This is a genomic window from Serratia ureilytica, from assembly GCF_013375155.1.
GTDB lineage: Bacteria > Pseudomonadota > Gammaproteobacteria > Enterobacterales > Enterobacteriaceae > Serratia > Serratia ureilytica.
In genome coordinates, this window is the sequence record NZ_JABXOF010000002.1 from 151,858 (window position 1) to 168,836 (window position 16,979).

The 16,979-nt window shown below is 61.8% G+C and carries 21 protein-coding genes; 10 read left to right on the forward strand and 11 right to left on the reverse strand.

The window, feature by feature from the left end; genetic code table 11:
* Positions 1–5: 5 nt before the first annotated feature.
* From fliJ to sra, 10 genes are all read left to right on the forward strand, one after another.
* Positions 6–452: a flagellar export protein FliJ gene (gene fliJ, locus HWW83_RS04095; RefSeq protein ID WP_033643513.1), complete on the forward strand. Its 447-nt coding sequence runs from the start codon at positions 6–8 to the stop codon at positions 450–452.
* Positions 449–1,678 (forward strand): flagellar hook-length control protein FliK, encoded by a 1,230-nt coding sequence (locus tag HWW83_RS04100; RefSeq protein ID WP_176589003.1) that lies wholly within the window; start codon positions 449–451, stop codon positions 1,676–1,678. Before fliJ ends, HWW83_RS04100 begins: the two co-directional genes overlap by 4 nt.
* Positions 1,679–1,843: 165 nt before the next feature.
* Positions 1,844–2,329: a flagellar basal body-associated protein FliL gene (fliL, locus tag HWW83_RS04105; protein ID WP_033643515.1), complete on the forward strand. Its 486-nt coding sequence runs from the start codon at positions 1,844–1,846 to the stop codon at positions 2,327–2,329.
* A gap of 5 nt (positions 2,330–2,334) precedes the next feature.
* Complete coding sequence (fliM, locus tag HWW83_RS04110) at positions 2,335–3,339, forward strand: flagellar motor switch protein FliM (protein WP_004934798.1); 1,005 nt, start codon at positions 2,335–2,337, stop codon at positions 3,337–3,339.
* Positions 3,332–3,748 carry a flagellar motor switch protein FliN gene (gene fliN / locus HWW83_RS04115; protein WP_004934799.1) on the forward strand — a complete coding sequence of 139 codons (417 nt, stop codon included), beginning with the start codon at positions 3,332–3,334 and terminating at the stop codon, positions 3,746–3,748. Before fliM ends, fliN begins: the two co-directional genes overlap by 8 nt.
* A complete protein-coding gene (gene fliO / locus HWW83_RS04120) occupies positions 3,748–4,152 on the forward strand; it encodes a flagellar biosynthetic protein FliO (protein ID WP_033650868.1) in 405 nt (134 codons plus the stop codon). Before fliN ends, fliO begins: the two co-directional genes overlap by 1 nt.
* A complete protein-coding gene (gene fliP / locus HWW83_RS04125) occupies positions 4,149–4,910 on the forward strand; it encodes a flagellar type III secretion system pore protein FliP (RefSeq protein WP_033632755.1) in 762 nt (253 codons plus the stop codon). Before fliO ends, fliP begins: the two co-directional genes overlap by 4 nt.
* A 21-nt stretch (positions 4,911–4,931) precedes the next feature.
* Entirely contained in the window at positions 4,932–5,201 is a 270-nt protein-coding gene (fliQ, locus tag HWW83_RS04130) for a flagellar biosynthesis protein FliQ (RefSeq protein ID WP_004934803.1), read from the forward strand.
* 2 nt (positions 5,202–5,203) lie between these two features.
* A complete protein-coding gene (gene fliR / locus HWW83_RS04135; protein ID WP_033632754.1) occupies positions 5,204–5,986 on the forward strand; it encodes a flagellar biosynthetic protein FliR in 783 nt (260 codons plus the stop codon).
* Between the two features lie 354 nt (positions 5,987–6,340).
* The gene (gene sra, locus HWW83_RS04140; RefSeq protein ID WP_004934807.1) at positions 6,341–6,475 is read left to right on the forward strand and encodes a stationary-phase-induced ribosome-associated protein; all 135 of its coding nucleotides are present in this window, start codon (positions 6,341–6,343) and stop codon (positions 6,473–6,475) included.
* Between the two features lie 272 nt (positions 6,476–6,747).
* Here the strand turns inward: sra and flgL are convergent, their stop codons facing one another.
* From flgL to flgB, 11 genes are all read right to left on the reverse strand, one after another.
* The gene (flgL, locus tag HWW83_RS04145) at positions 6,748–7,707 is read right to left on the reverse strand and encodes a flagellar hook-associated protein FlgL (RefSeq protein ID WP_033643518.1); all 960 of its coding nucleotides are present in this window, start codon (positions 7,705–7,707) and stop codon (positions 6,748–6,750) included.
* Between the two features lie 59 nt (positions 7,708–7,766).
* Positions 7,767–9,416, reverse strand: a complete 1,650-nt coding sequence (gene flgK, locus HWW83_RS04150; protein WP_176589004.1) for a flagellar hook-associated protein FlgK — start codon at positions 9,414–9,416, stop codon at positions 7,767–7,769.
* 206 nt (positions 9,417–9,622) lie between these two features.
* Positions 9,623–10,567, reverse strand: a complete 945-nt coding sequence (gene flgJ / locus HWW83_RS04155; protein WP_176589005.1) for a flagellar assembly peptidoglycan hydrolase FlgJ — start codon at positions 10,565–10,567, stop codon at positions 9,623–9,625.
* Positions 10,567–11,667, reverse strand: a complete 1,101-nt coding sequence (locus HWW83_RS04160; RefSeq protein WP_004934816.1) for a flagellar basal body P-ring protein FlgI — start codon at positions 11,665–11,667, stop codon at positions 10,567–10,569. Before HWW83_RS04160 ends, flgJ begins: the two co-directional genes overlap by 1 nt.
* A 10-nt stretch (positions 11,668–11,677) precedes the next feature.
* A complete protein-coding gene (gene flgH, locus HWW83_RS04165) occupies positions 11,678–12,379 on the reverse strand; it encodes a flagellar basal body L-ring protein FlgH (RefSeq protein ID WP_004934817.1) in 702 nt (233 codons plus the stop codon).
* An 83-nt stretch (positions 12,380–12,462) separates the two neighbouring features.
* Complete coding sequence (gene flgG, locus HWW83_RS04170; protein ID WP_004934819.1) at positions 12,463–13,245, reverse strand: flagellar basal-body rod protein FlgG; 783 nt, start codon at positions 13,243–13,245, stop codon at positions 12,463–12,465.
* Positions 13,246–13,263: 18 nt separating this feature from the next.
* Positions 13,264–14,019: a flagellar basal body rod protein FlgF gene (locus HWW83_RS04175; protein WP_033643521.1), complete on the reverse strand. Its 756-nt coding sequence runs from the start codon at positions 14,017–14,019 to the stop codon at positions 13,264–13,266.
* A gap of 12 nt (positions 14,020–14,031) precedes the next feature.
* The gene (flgE, locus tag HWW83_RS04180; RefSeq protein ID WP_033643522.1) at positions 14,032–15,255 is read right to left on the reverse strand and encodes a flagellar hook protein FlgE; all 1,224 of its coding nucleotides are present in this window, start codon (positions 15,253–15,255) and stop codon (positions 14,032–14,034) included.
* A 54-nt stretch (positions 15,256–15,309) separates the two neighbouring features.
* Positions 15,310–15,987, reverse strand: coding sequence for a flagellar hook assembly protein FlgD (flgD, locus tag HWW83_RS04185; RefSeq protein ID WP_033643523.1), 678 nt, complete (start codon positions 15,985–15,987; stop codon positions 15,310–15,312).
* 12 nt (positions 15,988–15,999) lie between these two features.
* Entirely contained in the window at positions 16,000–16,404 is a 405-nt protein-coding gene (gene flgC / locus HWW83_RS04190; protein ID WP_004934826.1) for a flagellar basal body rod protein FlgC, read from the reverse strand.
* 5 nt (positions 16,405–16,409) lie between these two features.
* Entirely contained in the window at positions 16,410–16,823 is a 414-nt protein-coding gene (gene flgB, locus HWW83_RS04195; protein ID WP_033643526.1) for a flagellar basal body rod protein FlgB, read from the reverse strand.
* Positions 16,824–16,979 lie beyond the last annotated feature (156 nt).

The window sequence follows — 16,979 nt, forward strand, 5'->3', positions numbered from 1 at the left end:
GAGCGATGAAATCACAGTCACCCCTGATTACCCTGCGCGATCTGGCGCAGGACGCGGTGGAACAAGCCGCGCAACAGCTGGGCCAGGTTCGGCAGGCGCAGCAGGCGGCGGAGCAACAGCTGTCGATGCTGCTCAACTATCAGGACGAATACCGCCAGAAGCTGAATCATACGCTCTGCGACGGCATGGACAGCTCACGCTGGCAAAACTACCAGCAGTTTATCGGCACGCTGGAACAGGCCATCGACCAGCACCGCCAGCAGCTGCTGCAGTGGGGGCAGAAAGTGGATCATGCGGTGAAGCAATGGCAAGACAAACAACAGCGGTTGAACGCTTTCGAGACCCTGCATACCCGCGCCTTAAATGCGGAGCAGCAGCAGGAGAATAAACGGGATCAAAAACTGATGGATGAGTTCGCTCAACGCAGTGCACAAAGGAATATCAACCCATGAATCTGAACGCCCTGCCCGGCCTGGCCTTACCCGGCGATGCCGGCGGCCTGGCTGAACTGACGTCGGCGCTGGATGAGAGTCAACTGTCGACGGCATTCGCCCAGTTGCTCGGCGCGCGTTTCGCGCCCGCCGCCGATGGCAAACAGCCGCCGGTCACGCTGAGCGCGGACGATGAACGCGCCCCGGCCCTGAGCCGCAACCAGCTCAATCAACTGCTGGCCGCCTTCGGCGAGCGCGGCGGCCTGCTGGAGAACCCGGCAATCTCAGCCGATGCGCTTTCATCTGAACGCCCCGAGACCGATGCGCCCCTCGCCGGCGATAAACAGGCGCAGCCGCCGATCGCCGCGGCCAAAGAGCTGGATGCCGCGACGCTGCAGGCGCTGTACGCCATGCTGCCGGCCGCGATCGTCGCCCAGACTCAACCGGCCGACGGCCAGCGGCCGCTGCCGGTGGAAAACGCTGACGATGCGACCGCGCTGCAGCCTGGCAACGGCCTGCTGAACATCGCGGCGGCCGGTGATAACACCGCCGCGCGCTCGTCGGCGTCAGCCGCCACGACGGTGACAAACGCTAAAAACCCTGCCCCGGACGGCGATAGCGCCACGGCGGCGCTCCCGCAGCCGACCAGCGGTGAGCGCGCCAGTGCCGCTCAACCGCTGCCGGCGAGCGATACGCAGCAGCCGACGACGCTCAATCACGCCGTCGCCCTGGCCGCCGCCAGCCCCACGCAAACGGCCGCCCCGGCCGGCGCGCTGGTGACGGCGCCGCCCGCGCCGCAGTTAAACGCACAGCTGGGCAGCCCGGAATGGCAGCAGGCGTTGAACCAACAGGTGCTGATGTTCCACCGCAACGGCCAGCAAAGCGCCGAGCTGCGCCTGCACCCGCAGGAGCTGGGCGCCTTGCAGATCACGTTGAAACTGGACGATCAGCAGGCGCAATTGCACATTGCCTCCGCCCACGGTCAGGTGCGCGCGGCGGTGGAAGCGGCGATGCCGCAGCTGCGTCACGCGCTGGCCGAGAGCGGCATCAACCTGGGACAGAGCAGCGTGGGCGGCGAGTCCACCCCGCAATGGCAACAGGCGCAGCAGCAGGCTTCCAATGGCCAGGGGCGTTCCAGCTATGCTGAACACGCTGGCGGCGAGGCTGCGGCCGCCGACGGCGTCAGCGCGCCGGTGGCGTTGCAGCGCATGGCCAGCGCGGTCAACGGCGTCGATATTTTCGCCTGAGCCGCTGCAAACGCCCAAGCTGGCACCCATTTGCGCGTCTATTCAGGCTATTGCACGCCGCGATAGACGCGATAATACCTTTACATGTCATGCGTGCGGCTTTGCCGCGCGCTATGCCCGCCGCCACGCAGGCCGCGGGTGGAACAACAGGAATTAGATTTGGCTATGTCTCAGAACTCCCTTCCGGCAGCACCGAAACGCCCCCTTCTGGTCATCCTGCTGGTATTGATCAGCGTCGTCGCCTGTGGCGCCGCGGGCTACAGCTGGTGGCTGCTGCAACAGCATAAAAACGGCGCCGAACCGGCCGCCGTCAAACAGCAACCGCCGGCCGCGCCGGTGTTCATGCCGCTCGACACCTTTACCGTCAACCTGGTGACGCCGGACAACAACCCGGATCGCGTGCTGTATATCGGCCTCACGCTGCGCCTGCCGGACGAAAGTACCCGCCGTCAGCTGAACGATTTTCTGCCGGAGGTGCGCAGCCGCTTGCTGATGCTGCTTTCCCGTCAGGAAGCGAGTCAGTTGGCCAATGAACAAGGGAAGCAACAGCTGGTGGCGCAGATTAAGGACGTGCTCAGCCCGCCGCTGGTTAAGGGACAACCGAAGCAGGTGGTCAGCGACGTGCTGTTCACCGCCTTCATACTGCGGTAATCACTATGGGCGATAGCATTCTTTCACAGGCAGAGATCGACGCCTTGCTCAACGGCGACAGCGCGGGTGATGAACCCGAAGCGGTGGTCGGCAAAGAGAGCGAGGTCAAGCCTTACGATCCGAACACCCAGCGCCGCGTGGTGCGCGAGCGACTGCACGCGCTGGAAATCATCAACGAACGTTTTGCCCGGCAGTTCCGCATGGGGTTGTTCAACCTGCTGCGCCGCAGCCCGGACATTACCGTCGGCCCGATCAAAATCCAGCCGTATCACGAGTTCGCCCGCAACCTGCCGGTGCCGACCAACCTGAACCTGGTGCACCTGAATCCGCTGCGCGGCACTGCCCTGTTCGTGTTCGCGCCGAGCCTGGTGTTCATCGCCGTCGATAACCTGTTCGGCGGCGACGGCCGCTTCCCGACCAAGGTCGAAGGCCGCGAGTTCACCCCGACCGAACAGCGGGTGATCAAGCGCATGCTGCGCCTGGCGCTGGACGCCTACGGCGACGCCTGGAGCGCCATCTACAAGATCGACGTGGAGTACGTGCGCGCCGAAATGCAGGTGAAGTTCACCAACATCACCACCTCGCCGAACGACATCGTGGTCACCACGCCGTTCCAGGTGGAGATCGGCGCGCTGACCGGCGAGTTCAACATCTGCATTCCATTCGCGATGATCGAACCGCTGCGCGAACTGTTGACCAACCCGCCGCTGGAAAATTCGCGGCAGGAAGACAGCCACTGGCGCGAAACGCTGGTGAAGCAGGTGCAGCACTCCGAACTGGAGCTGATCGCCAACTTCGTCGATATCCCGATGCGGCTGTCGAAAGTCCTGAAGCTGCAACCGGGCGATGTATTACCGATAGACAAGCCGGAACGCCTGATCGCCCATGTGGACGGCGTACCGGTTCTGACCAGCCAATACGGCACGTTAAACGGGCAATACGCCCTGCGTGTTGAACATTTGATTAACCCTATTTTGAATGCTCTGAGTGAGGAACAGCCCAATGAGTGATCCTAAGCAACCGTCTGGCGAAGGAAAGGAATCCGTAGACGATCTGTGGGCTGATGCGTTTAACGAGCAGCAGTCTTCAGAGAAATCCGGCGCGAGCACCGAAGGGGTGTTCAAGTCGCTGGAAGCTCAGGATGCGCTCGGCAGCCTGCAGGATATCGACCTGATCCTGGATATTCCGGTCAAGCTGACCGTGGAACTGGGGCGCACCAAGATGACCATTAAAGAGCTGCTGCGCCTGTCGCAAGGCTCGGTGGTGGCGCTGGACGGCCTGGCCGGCGAACCGCTGGATATCCTGATCAACGGTTACCTGATCGCGCAAGGTGAAGTGGTGGTGGTGGCCGACAAGTTCGGCGTGCGCATCACCGACATCATCACCCCATCCGAACGCATGCGTCGACTGAGCCGCTGATGACCGCCGCGGCGCCCGTTACCGTCCAAAGCACCCAACCGCCCGCCGCGCCGGCCCTGCCGGCCGGTTCGGTGTTGATGCAGGTCAGCAGCGCACTCGGCGGCATTCTGCTGCTGATCCTGCTGGCCGGTTGGCTGTTCCGTCGGCTGGGTTTCGCCCCGCAGGCGCGCAACAACAAACTGCTTAACCTGCGCGCCAGTTGCCAGGTCGGGCAGCGCGAGCGCGTGGTGGTGGTGGAAGTCGATGACACCTTGTTGGTATTGGGCGTCACCGCCCAGCAGATCACCCCGCTGCACACCCTGCCCGCTCCGCCGAAAGACGCAGGCGAGGCCGACGCGGCGACACCGGCGGACTTCCGCCAACTGATGCAAAAAGTTCTGAAACGCCCGGAAAAATCGGCATGACCTCGACTCTTCATACCCTCGTCCGCCGCCCGGCGGTTTGGCTCCCTGCCGCCCTGCTGTTCATCAGCCCGGCGGCTTTCGCGCAACTGCCGGGGCTGATCAGCCAGCCGCTGGCCAACGGCGGCCAGAGCTGGTCGCTGCCGGTGCAGACGCTGGTGCTGTTGACCTCGCTGACCTTCCTGCCGGCCATGCTGCTGATGATGACCAGCTTCACCCGCATCATCATCGTGCTCGGCCTGCTGCGCAACGCGCTGGGCACGCCGTCGGCGCCGCCGAACCAGGTGATGCTGGGGCTGGCGCTGTTCCTGACCTTCTTCATCATGTCGCCGGTGTTCGACAAGGTTTATCAGGATGCCTATCTGCCATTCAGCCAGGACAAAATCGGGCTGGAAGTCGCGCTGGATAAAGGCGCGCAGCCGCTGCGCGAATTCATGCTGCGTCAAACGCGCGAAACCGATCTCGCGCTGTACGCCAGGCTGGCCAATCAGCCGCCGCTGGCCGGCCCGGAAGCGGTGCCGATGCGCATCCTGCTGCCCGCCTACGTCACCAGCGAACTGAAAACCGCCTTCCAGATCGGCTTTACGGTGTTCATTCCGTTCCTGATCATCGACCTGGTGGTCGCCAGCGTGCTGATGGCGCTGGGGATGATGATGGTGCCGCCCGCCACCATCTCGCTGCCGTTCAAGCTGATGCTGTTCGTGCTGGTCGATGGCTGGCAGCTGCTGCTCGGCTCGCTGGCGCAGAGCTTCTATTCGTAACCCCTGACCGGAGAAAGCGAGATGACACCTGAATCGGTTATGGCGCTCGGCACCGAGGCGATGAAAGTCGCGCTGGCGCTGGCCGCCCCGCTGCTGCTGGCGGCGCTGATCAGCGGCCTGGTCGTCAGCCTGCTGCAGGCCGCCACCCAGATCAACGAAATGACGCTGTCGTTCATCCCTAAAATTCTGGCGGTGGTGGCCACCATCATCATCGCCGGTCCCTGGATGTTGAATCTGTTGCTGGACTACATGCGCACCCTGTTCAGCAACCTGCCTACCCTGATCGGCTGACCGTGCTCACCTTCGACAGCGCCCAGCTCACCGTCTGGCTCAGCCACTACTTTTGGCCGCTGCTGCGCATTCTGGCGCTGATAAGCACCGCGCCGATATTCAGCGAAAAGCAAATCAGCAAAAAGGTCAAAATCGGCCTTGGCGGGCTGATCGTCATCCTGATTGCGCCGACGCTGCCCGCCAGCAATATCCCCATCTTCTCCGCCGCCGGCCTGTGGCTGGCGATTCAGCAGATTCTGATCGGCGTGGCGCTCGGATTGACCATGCAGTTCGCCTTCGCGGCGGTGCGCCTGGCGGGGGAAGTGATCGGCATGCAGATGGGACTGTCGTTCGCCACTTTCTTCGATCCCAGCGGCGGCCCGAACATGCCGGTGCTGGCGCGCCTGCTCAACCTGCTGGCGATGTTGCTGTTCCTCAGCTTTGACGGCCATCTGTGGCTGATTTCGCTGCTGGCGGACAGCTTCCATACCCTGCCGATCCAAACGCAGCCGCTGAACGGCAACGGCTTCCTGGTGTTGACTCAGGTCGGCTCGCTGATCTTCATCAACGGCATGATGCTGGCGTTGCCGCTGATCTGCCTGCTGTTGACGCTCAACATGGCGCTCGGCCTGCTCAACCGCATGACGCCGCAGCTGTCGGTCTTCGTGATCGGTTTCCCGGTCACCATGACCTTCGGCATCATGACGCTGGGCATGATGATGCCGATGTTGGCGCCGTTCTGTGAGCACCTGTTCGGTGAAATCTTCGATCGACTGGCGGCGGTGATCGGCGGCATGACCTTCTGAGCCCCTGCGGCCCCTTCCTTTCCCCCTCTTCCGCCTGAGACAAAATGGCAATAAAAACGCTTTCTTGGGACAAAAGCCTGAGAAACGTCTTTTATCCGGATTAAGGTTCAAATGTCTCCGGCGGCTTGAATAAATAAAACCCCGACCTAAAATAGACCCGATAGAAAAATATCGCCCGCACCCCGTCAGTCGCCCGCGGCGATAATATAAACTTATTGGTTAGAGAAAAATAAAATAACGCAGCCGCGCAGAGTTAAATGCGCGGCAGATAACTTACACCCTGAATAAATGCGTCCGGCAGCCTGCCGGCTGCAGGGCGCAGCATCGACCTTTGCTAACTACAGGAGCGAGATCATGATTAAAGCGAAAAGCAACCGCAAAGCACGCCGGTTATTCGGCATGGCCCACTGGAAAAGCAACAAATTTAAAGTTGCCATCAGCGAAACGGCCGCCGGTGAAAAATGGAAAGTGGTGAAGAAAAAGAAATAGCACCGATATTTATCGCCAGGGAAATAATATCCATCGTGATTTTTCCACCGCTGATTTCAATAATGCCATTGCGCATTAAACAGGGGTGACAATCGTATTATTTCTTCCCTGATGAAAAAAAGGCGCGTCACTCAGTCAGTAGTGGGAGAACGAGCGACGCGCCAAACGAGTGCGCCCGGTTTCAAGAAGCCTCCCTCCCCGCGGGGCGGAGAAGGCGTTTTCTAAGCGCACTAAAGGGAAACCCGTCGCGGTCAGGCAACGGGGTATTGCTCTTAACGATTCATCTGGAACAACGACATGCCCTGCATATCGCTGAAAGTTTTGTACGACGCCTGCAGCGCCGCCTGCTGCATGAAGTAGGACGAGATAGACTCGGCCAGGTCGGCATCCGTCAGCGCGCTCATCTGGATCTGATTGGTCATGTCACGCTCTTTACCGATGCTGTCCAACTGATCCATCTCCTGCAGCTGGCTGCCCAGCTCGGCGCGCACGCTCAGCACGTTGTTGTAGGAGTTGTCCAGACCGCGGTTGGCTTTCGCCAGCGCATCGTTCACCTGCTGCTTGGTGGCCTCGTCGGCGCCCTGCAGCGGGGTTTTCAGCGCGTTCAGCGCAATATCGATGCTCTCGAATACGTTGCTGACCGGCGCGCTGCCGTCCGGCTCGGGCTTCGGATTGCTGGTCAACGACATGAACACCGCGTTGCCGGTATGGCCGATGGTCATGGTGCGGTTGGCGTCCACTTTCTGCTCAACCGTCTTGTCGCCGCCCTGGTAACTGACGGTGCCGCCGTTGTCGACGAACGGCGCCTTGTCGTTCACATACCCGCCGAACATATAGCGGCCGTTGCCGTCGGTGCTGTTGGCCTGGTTCAGCAGCTGATCTTTCAACCCCTGCAGCTGGGTGGCGAGCGACTGGCGATCGTTATCGCTTTCGGTGCCGCCGGCGTTGACGATCAACGCCTTCATGTCCGCGATGGTGGAGGTCGCGCCGGCCAATACCGTTTCTTCCATCGACACGTTCTGACGGGCGAAGGTGCGCGCCAGCGTGTATTGACTGTTTTCCGCCTGCGACTGCGACAGCATCACCGCGCGCGACGCCGCCAACGGATCGTCGGACGGGTTGATCACTCGCTTGCCGGAGGAAAGCTGCTCGGCGGCCTTCATGAACAGCGACTGGTTGCCCGTGATGCCGTTCATGTTTTGTTGGTACATCATGCCGGTACTCATGCGCATGCTGTGGGTTCCTTACTCTGAGCGACCGGCGCCGTTATCGGCGCCGATTAACAATGAAATCAACGAATGTTCAGCAGCGCGTCGAACAGCGAGCTGGCGGTCTGAATCACCTGCGCGTTGGCCATGTAGTACTGCTGGAAACGCAGCAGTTCACCGTACTCTTCGTCAAGGTTGACGCCGGACATCGACTGCTGTTGCGCGCCCAGTTGGGTGACGATTTTGGCCTGCGACGTGGCGATGGCCTTGGCGGCGGCGGTCTGGTTGCCGACGCCGCTGACGATGCCGGCGTAAGCGCCGCTCAGGGTCGCTTTGCCGTCCACCAGGTTTTTGGTTTGCAGATCCAGCAGTTTCTTGGCGTTCTCGTTATCGCCGCGGCCGCTGTCGTCTTTACCGGCGGCGGCGATCTTGGACGAATCGGTGATGGCCACTTTCAGGTTGCCCGCCACGTCGCTGACCGGTTTCACGGTGAAGCTGTCTTTGGCCTGCACATTGCCGTCGATGCTCACTTCCAACCCGTCGAAGTTCAGCGTCGGTTTACCGTCGGCGCTGGTGCCCGGCGTCGCGTTAACTTTCACGTTGTCCGGCAGGCGGCTGACCTGCCAGTTGCTGCCGTCGAACTCGACGCGATAATCGTTGGCCTTCACCTTGCCGGTATCGGTGTAAGAGACCGACAGCGACGCGTCGCCGGTGTTGCGGGTGTTATCCACCACTCGGCCGCCGCTGAAGCTGAAGAAGTCGCCGCCCGCGTCACCGTTCAGATCGAAGCCGGCGCGATGCTGTTGGTTAAAGCTGTCCGCCATCGCCAGCGCCAACTGGCCCAGCTGATTGCGCACGCCGTCCAGCGTTTCGCTGCGGAATTTCAGCACGCCGCTCAGCGTGCCGCTGGTGATCTGGCCTTCCGGCACTTCGCTGGCGCCGTTGCCGCGGTTATAGCCGATGGTCAGACGGGAAGGATCGCTGCTGGAAGGCACGGCTTCCACCTGATACGTATTGCTGCCCTGCACCAGGGTCAAACCGTTGGCGAAGGAAACGGTATAGGCGTCGCCGTCCTGTTGCGTGACCTGTACGCCCACCAGCTGGTTCAATTCGGTGACCAGCTGATCGCGCTGATCCAGCAACGCATTCGGTTCGCCGCCGGCGCTGCCGCGCAAACGGGTGATCTCGTCGTTCAGCTTGGCGATCTGTTGGCCGTAGCTGTTGATCTGCTGCGCCGTATCGCTGATCTGCTGATTGACGCCGTTGTCCATGTCGCGCAGGAATTTGTCGGTGTTGTTGAACTGGTTCACCAGGCCGTTGGCCTTGCCCAGCACCGTCTGGCGCGCGGCGTCGTCACCGGCGTTGCTCACCAGGTTCTGCAGGTTGGTAAAGAAATCCTGCATGTTGGTCGACAGCGGGTTGGTCTTGCTCGCCAACAGGTTGTCGATCTGCGAAATCTTCTCGTAATAGGCGTTTTGCGCCCCGAACGCGCTTTGCGCGCCGCGCAGCTGGTTGGTGATGAACTGGTTGTACTCGCGGTTGACGCTGGTGACGGTCACGCCGTTGCCGATAAAGCCGCTCATGGTGGCCATGCCGCCGTTCTGCGCCAGGATCGCGGTCTGACGGTTGTAGCCCGCCACGTTGTAGTTGGAGATGTTGTTGCTGACGGTACTGAGCGCCACCTGAGCCGCATTCAGCCCGCTCATCGCGGTATTGATTAAGCTATTGGACATCGAAATTCCTTATGCTGCGGCGCCGGTGGCCCACAGGGTTCTTAATTGAGCTGCTGAGCCTGTTCGCTCAGCCTGTTTCGGTTATCGGCAAAAATGAGAAGAACTTGAGGAAAAAAAGCGGCAATGCGGTCAGCATCCAGCCAGCCTCCATTGCCGCCTACCCCCTAAATAATTGGCGCCGCAGCGGCGTCAAGAATGACGGGGATTTAGAACAAATCTTTCAGATCGTGGGTGTAAGCTTTCACCGCCTGTTCCCCCGCGCTCTTCATCTGCTGAATCACGCTGACCAACTTGCTGGCGTACTGGGGATCGGTGGCGTACCCGGCGCGCTGCAGCGCATGCGCCGCCTGCTCCGGGCTGCGCGCGGCGGCCACGTCGGCGTAGCGCGGGTTGTTGGTCAGCAGTTTGACGTAATCGGCGATCGCTTCGACGTACGACCCGTAAACGCGGAACTTCGCCTTCACCTTCTTCGCCGCGCCCTGTTCGAACTCGGTGGTGGTGATCTCCGTCACCGGCCCGCTCCAGCTGCCGCCGGCCTTGATGCCGAACAGGTTGTAGCTCGGCGTGCCGTCTGAGGTTGGGATCTCGCGCTGCCCCCAGCCGGATTCCAGCGCCGCCTGCGCGACGATCAGCTGATGCGGAATGCCGCTCTGCTGGCTGGCGACCTTCGCCGGTATCGACAGACGAGCGACGAAGTTGCCGTTGTTGAGCGACGGCGGCGCGGCGGCCGGCGGGGCTTTCGGCATCGCGCGGCGCACCATCTGCTCCAGCGCCTGGTTCGGCAGCGTTTGCAGCACCTCGTTGTCCAGCGCCATCGGCGACATGCCCGCGGTTTCGCTCGGCACCGCGTTGGCGTTGCTCATCTGCTTGACCATCATGTCGGCCAGCCCCAGCCCTTTTTGCGACATCTGCTGGGCGATTTGCTGATCGTACATCGAGGTATAGAGCCGCGTTTGATCGCTACTCAACACCCCGTCCTGCGGCAAGGCGGAACGCATGCTTTTCAGCATCATCTGCACGAACATGCCTTCCACCTGCTGGGCCACCTGCTTGAGGTTGCCCTGCGGGTCGGCCGCCGCGTCGCGCTTCAGGCCGTTCAGCGCCTGGGCGTCATAGGCCGCGCCCGACATCGCCATCAGATCGCGCGCCATCAGATGATTTCCAGCTTGGCGCGCAGGCAGCCGGCGCTCTGCATCGCCTGCAGGATCGACATCAGATCGATCGGCGTGGCGCCCAGCGCGTTCAGCGCGCGAATGACGTTGTTCAGGTTGGCGCTGGCGTTCACCTTCTGCAGCGACCCGCCCTGCTGTTGCACCGAGATCTGGGTGTTTGGCGTCACCACCGTCTGGCCGCCTCCGAACGGCGTCGTCGGTTGGCTGACGGTGTTCTGCCGATCGACCACCACCGACAGGTTGCCCTGAGCGACGGCGCAGGAATCGAGGATCACATCGCGGTTCATCACCACCGACCCGGTGCGCGAGTTGATGATCACTTTGGCGTCCATCGCGCCGACGTTGACGGTGATGTTTTGAATCTCCGCCAGGAAGCGCACCTGAGAGCTGTTGCCCTGCGGCACCAGCACCTGGATCGTGCGGGCGTCGAGCGGCGTCGCGGTGCCGCCGCCGCGTTGGCGGTTGATGGCGTCGCTGATCTGCTGCGCCAGCGTGAAGTCTTCGTCATTCAGCTGCAGGTTGAGTACGCCGCCGCTGCCGAAGGTGGTCGGCAGCTCGCGCTCAATGGTGGCGCCGTTGCTGATGCGCCCGCCCGCCAGCTGGTTGACCTGCACGCTGCTGCCGCCGGCCGCCGCGCCCGCGCCGCCGACCAGCACGTTGCCCTGCGCCAGCGCATAGACCTGGTTATCCACGCCTTTCAGCGGCGTCATCAGCAAGGTGCCGCCACGCAGGCTCTTGGCGTTGCCCATTGATGAGACCACCACGTCGATATTCTGCCCGGCGCGCGAGAACGGCGGCAGTTTGGCGGTCACCATCACCGCCGCCACGTTTTTCAGCTGCATGTTGGTGCCCGGCGGCACGGTGATGCCCAGCTGCGACAGCATGTTGCTCAGGCTTTGGGTGGTGAACGGCGTCTGCATGGTCTGGTCGCCGGAGCCGTCCAGCCCCACCACCAGGCCGTAGCCGATCAGGGCGTTGTCTCGCACGCCCTGCACCGTCACCAGATCGCGGATGCGCTCCGCCGCCGCCGGCAAGCACACCAGCCCGACGCACAGCGCGATAAACCATTTTTTCAGCATCAGTCAATCCTTAGAACGGTGAAACATTTAAGAAGAAGCGCTGCAGCCAGCCCATGGTCTGCGCTTCGTTGATATAGCCATTGCCGACGTATTCGATCCGCGCGTCCGCCACCTGCGTCGAGGTGACCGAGTTGTTGCCGCTGATGGTGCGCGGGTTGACGACGCCGGAGAAACGAATGAATTCGGTGCCCTGGTTGATGGCGATCTGCTTTTCCCCCACCACGTGCAGGTTGCCGTTGGCCAGCACCTGGTTGACCGTCACCGTAATGGTGCCGTTGAAGGTGTTGTTGGCGTTGGCGCCGCCCTTGCCGCCGAAGGTGCTGTCGCCGGAAATGTCCATATCGGCGCGCGCATTGCCCAACAGGCCGTCAAGGTAACGCGGCGAGGTGGCGACGCCGAACTTGCTGGCGCCGTTGCGGCTGGCATTGGCGGAGGAGCTCTTGCTGGCGCTGACGTTTTCCTGCAGCACGATGGTCAGGGTGTCGCCGACGTTGCGCGGACGGCGGTCTTCGAACAGCGGCTGATAGCCGTAGTTCATCGGCTGCACCGTCTGGAAGATCGAGCCGTTCGGCATCGGCGCGCTGGCCGGCGCGGGCTGCGCCGTGGTCGCACCGTCCACCAGCGGTTTATGCGGAATATAAGCGCAGCCGCTCAGCGTCAGCATCACCATTCCCGCCAGCCAGCGTTGTCCCTGCCGCGGCAGGATTGCCATCGAATATGTGGTTACCACGGGTATCGCCTTTGTTTCACGAAAGAGAATGACGGGCGCGGCAAGCCGGGCCCGTCAATGACAGATTACAGTTGCGTCAGCTTTTGCAGCATCTGATCGGAAGTCGATACCGCTTTGCTGTTGATCTCGTAAGCGCGCTGAGTCTGGATCATGTTGACCAGCTCTTCCGCCACGTTAACGTTGGAGGTCTCCACGTAGCCCTGATACAGCAGACCGGCGCCGTTGAGCCCCGGCGTGCTCTCGTTCGGCGCGCCCGAGCTTTCGGTTTCCTGATACAGGTTCTCGCCCACGCTCTCCAGACCGCTGTCGTTGACAAAGGTCGTCAGCGTCAGTTGACCCACCTGCTGGGCGGCGGTTTGCCCCTGCTGGGTGACGCTGACGATGCCGTCGCGGCCGACGGTGATGGACAGCGCGTTAGCCGGAATGGTGATCGCCGGCTGCACCTGGAAACCGCTGGAGGTGACCAGCTGGCCGTTCTGATCGATCTGGAACGAGCCGTCGCGCGTGTAGGCCTGGGTGCCGTCCGGCAACATCACCTGGAAGAACCCCTGCCCCTTGATGGCGACGTCTTTGCTGTTGTTGGTCTGCGACAGGTTGCCCTGGCTGTGCAGCCGCTCGGTCGCCACCGGACGCACGCCGGTGCCGATCTGCAGACCGGAAGGCAGCGTGGTCTGCTCGGAGGACTGCGCCCCCGGCTGACGCATGGTCTGGTACAGCAGATCTTCAAATACCGCACGCTGGCGTTTGAAGCCGTTGGTGCTGACGTTCGCCAGGTTGTTGGCGATCACGTCCATGTTGGTCTGCTGCGCGTCCAGACCGGTTTTGGCAATCCATAAGGATGGAATCATCGGTTATTTCCTTGCTGCTTAGCTCACTGAGAGCAGTGAGTTGGCACGCTGTTCGTTTTCATCCACGCTGTGGATGACCTTCATTTGCATTTCAAAACGGCGGGCGTTGGCGATCATGTCGACCATGGTCTCCATCGGCTTGACGTTACTGCCTTCCAGCACCCCGGGCATCACCCGCACCTGCGGATCGTTTTGCAACTGATTGCCGCGCAACTGTTGGGTTTCCGGCGTCAGGCGGAACAGCCCGTCGTCACCGCGCATCACTTCGCGCGCGTCGGCTTTCACCAGCTTCAGGCGGCCGATCTGCGCGATGGTGTTCGGCGGATCGCCGGCGTTCAGCGCCGAAATGGTGCCGTCGGCGGCGATGGTGATCTCCGCCGACGGCGGCACCTCGATCGGCCCCCCGTCGCCCATCACCGGCAGCCCCTGCACCGTCAACTGCCCGGTGGAGGAGATCTGGATGTTGCCGTTGCGGGTATAGGCTTCACCGCCGCCCGGCAGGCTCACCGCCAGGAAACCGTCCTGCTGCAGCGCCACATCCAGCGGGCGCGCCGTATAGTTCAGCGCCCCCTGGCTCATGTCGGCGCCCGGCGTCGACGCGGCCACCAATGTGCGCGTCGCCAGGCTCGGCCCGTCAACCGGCACCGCGCGCAGCGCGGCGAGCTGAGCGCGAAAGCCCGGCGTCGACGCGTTGGCCAGGTTGTTGGCGGTAATGGACTGCTGCTCCAGCGTTTGGCGAGCCGCGCCCATCGCGGTATAAATCGCGTGATCCATAACTCGACCCTATTAGCGCAGGCTAACCAACGTCTGCAGAATGGAGTCCTGCGTCTTGATGGTCTGGGCGTTGGACTGATAGTTACGCTGTGCGACGATCATGTTCACCAGCTCCTGGCTCAGATCGACGTTGGAAGACTCCAGCGCGCCGCTGGTCAGCTTGCCTAAGCCGCCGCCGCCCGCAAGACCGACGCGCGGCTGGCCGGACGCGCCGGTTTCCTGCCAAACGTTATCGCCCTGCGACGCCAGCCCTTCCGGGTTGGAGAAGTTAGCCATGACGATCTGGCCCAACAGCTGGGTTTGCTGGTTGGAGTAGACGCCCACGATGGTGCCGTCGTTGTTGATCTGATAGCCCGTGTATTCACCGGCGGCATAACCGTCCTGCGATACCTTGCTCACCGAGTCGCTGCTCACGTTCTGCTGCATGCTGCCGGCGAAGCTCAGGGTGAAGTTTTGCGCCGGCGCGCCGTCTTTGGCGGTCATCGGGATCACCATGCTGAACTCGCCCGGCGCGCCGTTGGTGCTGGTGGTTTTCACCAGGGTACCGCTGGTGCTGAACTCCATGGTGCCGGCGTTCACTGGCGCTGCGCTGCCGTCCTGGGTGTAGACCTGCCATTTATTGTCTTCGGTCTTCACGAAGTAAGCGTTGATGTTGTGCGCGTTACCCAGCGAGTCGTAGGCGGTGATGGTATTGGTATAGTTGTAGCTGTCCTGTTTGGTCGGATCGAAGGTCTTGTTTTCCGGCACCTTATGGGTCGACATCAGGTTGGCAACCATCTGGCCGGAAGTGGACGCTTTCGCGTTCATCATGCCTTCAGGAATGCTCAACGGCACCGGGTTGGCGCCCTGCTGAATGGTCGGCGGGGAGCCGGCCGCCGGATAGCCGGTCAGCTGCAGACCCTGCATGTTGGTCAGATTGCGGTTCTCGTCCAGCTTGAACTGGCCGTTGCGGGTATAGAAGATGCCGCCGTCTTTATCCTGCATGCGGAAAAAGCCGTTGCCGTTGATGGCCACATCCAATGAACGGCTGGTGCCGGTGGTGGTGCCGCCCTTGAAGTTCTGGGTGATGCCGGACACTTTGACGCCCAGACCGACCTGTGAACCGGCGAACATGTCGGCAAAGGAGACGCTGCCGGATTTGAAGCCCGCCGTCGCGGAGTTGGCGATGTTGTTACCGATCACGTCCAGGTTGGTTGCTGCCGCGTTCAAGCCGCTGACTGCCTGAGAAAAAGCCATGTTATTCTCCGAATAGTGGTCAGGCTATCGTCCGATTGAGCCTGATGCTTAGGGTTATAAGATCTGTCGCACGTCTTCCAGGGTGGCGTTGCCCGCCAGGCCGAGATCCAGCTTGGCGCCGTTGCCGTCGCGGATCACGCCGTTCACCAGGCCGAAGTGCAGGCTGCGCGCCACCAACTGCTCGCCGTTGCCTTTGGCGTTAATCGCCACTTTGTAGGCGCCGTCGGGCGCGGTGGAGCCGTCATCCAGCGAACCGTCCCAGGTGAAGGCATGCACGCCGGCGGTCAGACCGCCGATTTCGATGGTGCGCACCACCTGCCCGCTGGCGTTGGTGATGGTGGCGGTTACCTGATCGGCGGCGCGCTCCAGTTCCACGCCGAACGGCGTGGTGCTGACTTTGCCGTCCTTGCTGCCGACCAGAATGTTGCTGCCCGGCACCATCACGCCGTGGCCGATCAGCGCGGTGGCCTGCAGCGACTGATTGCTGTTGATCTGACCGGAGATCGACCCCAGCGTGGTGTTGAGTTTTTCGATGCCCTGAACGGTGTTGATCTGCGCCAGCTGCGAGGTCAGTTCGTTGTTCTGCATCGGATTGGTCGGGTCCTGGTTTTTCAACTGCGCCACCAGCAGCGTCAGGAAGCTGTTGTGCAGATCCTGGCTGTTGGTATTTTTGCTGTTGTTACCGATGACGGTATTGTCCAACGACTCGTTCGTGGTTGGGGCGATAGCCATGGGAACCTCCGGTTACTGACCCAGCGTCAGGGTTTTCATCATCATCGACTTGGTGGTGTTGAGCACCTCGACGTTGGCCTGATAGCTGCGGGAAGCGGAGATGGTGTTGACCATTTCCCCCACTACGTCGACGTTCGGCATGCGCACATACCCCTTGGCGTCCGCCAGCGGGTTGCCCGGCTGATACACCAAACGCTCGGGCGCCGGATCGTCCACCACCTGGGCAACGCGCACGCCGCCGGTCGGCTGTCCCGGCGCCGCTGCGACCTGGAACACCACCTGCTTGGCGCGGTAAGGTTCGCCGTCCGGGCCGGTCACGCTGTCGGCGTTGGCCATGTTGCTGGCGCTGACGTTCATGCGCTGGGATTGCGCCGATAACGCCGAGCCGGAGATATCAAAAATATTCAGTAAAGACATGCGCCTTATCCTTGTTGCAGTACGGACATCATCCCTTTGATCTGACCGTTGAGCAGCGTCAGGTCGGTCTGATATTTCAGGCTGTTATCGGCAAAGTTGGTGCGTTCGCGATCCATGTCCACCGTGTTGCCGTCCATCGACGGCTGATCCGGCACCCGGAACAGCAGATCGAGCTGCGGCGGCTGCAGGGTCTGCGCCGGGATATGGCGCGCCGCCGTCAGGTTGAGCGCCATGCCGTTGCCGCTGACGCGCCCCTGCTCCATCACTTTGTTCAATTGGCTGGCGAAATCGATATCCCGCGCCTGATAACCCGGTGTGTCTGCGTTGGCGATGTTGGCGGCCAGAATTTCCTGCCGCTGGGCGCGCAAGTTCAGCGCCTCTTGGCCAAAGCGCAGAGCCGCGTCCAGTTTGTCGAGCATGCTCCCTCCGCGAGGTTAGAATTTGGAGTCGACAGCATAAACGCCCCCCGCGCTACCCTATCGCGGGAATAAACGCAAAATGGGGCGCTATTTATCTGCTTAGCCTGCGCGCGCTGCGGGTACACTTACGCGTATCCCGATGAAGCTTGAGAAGAT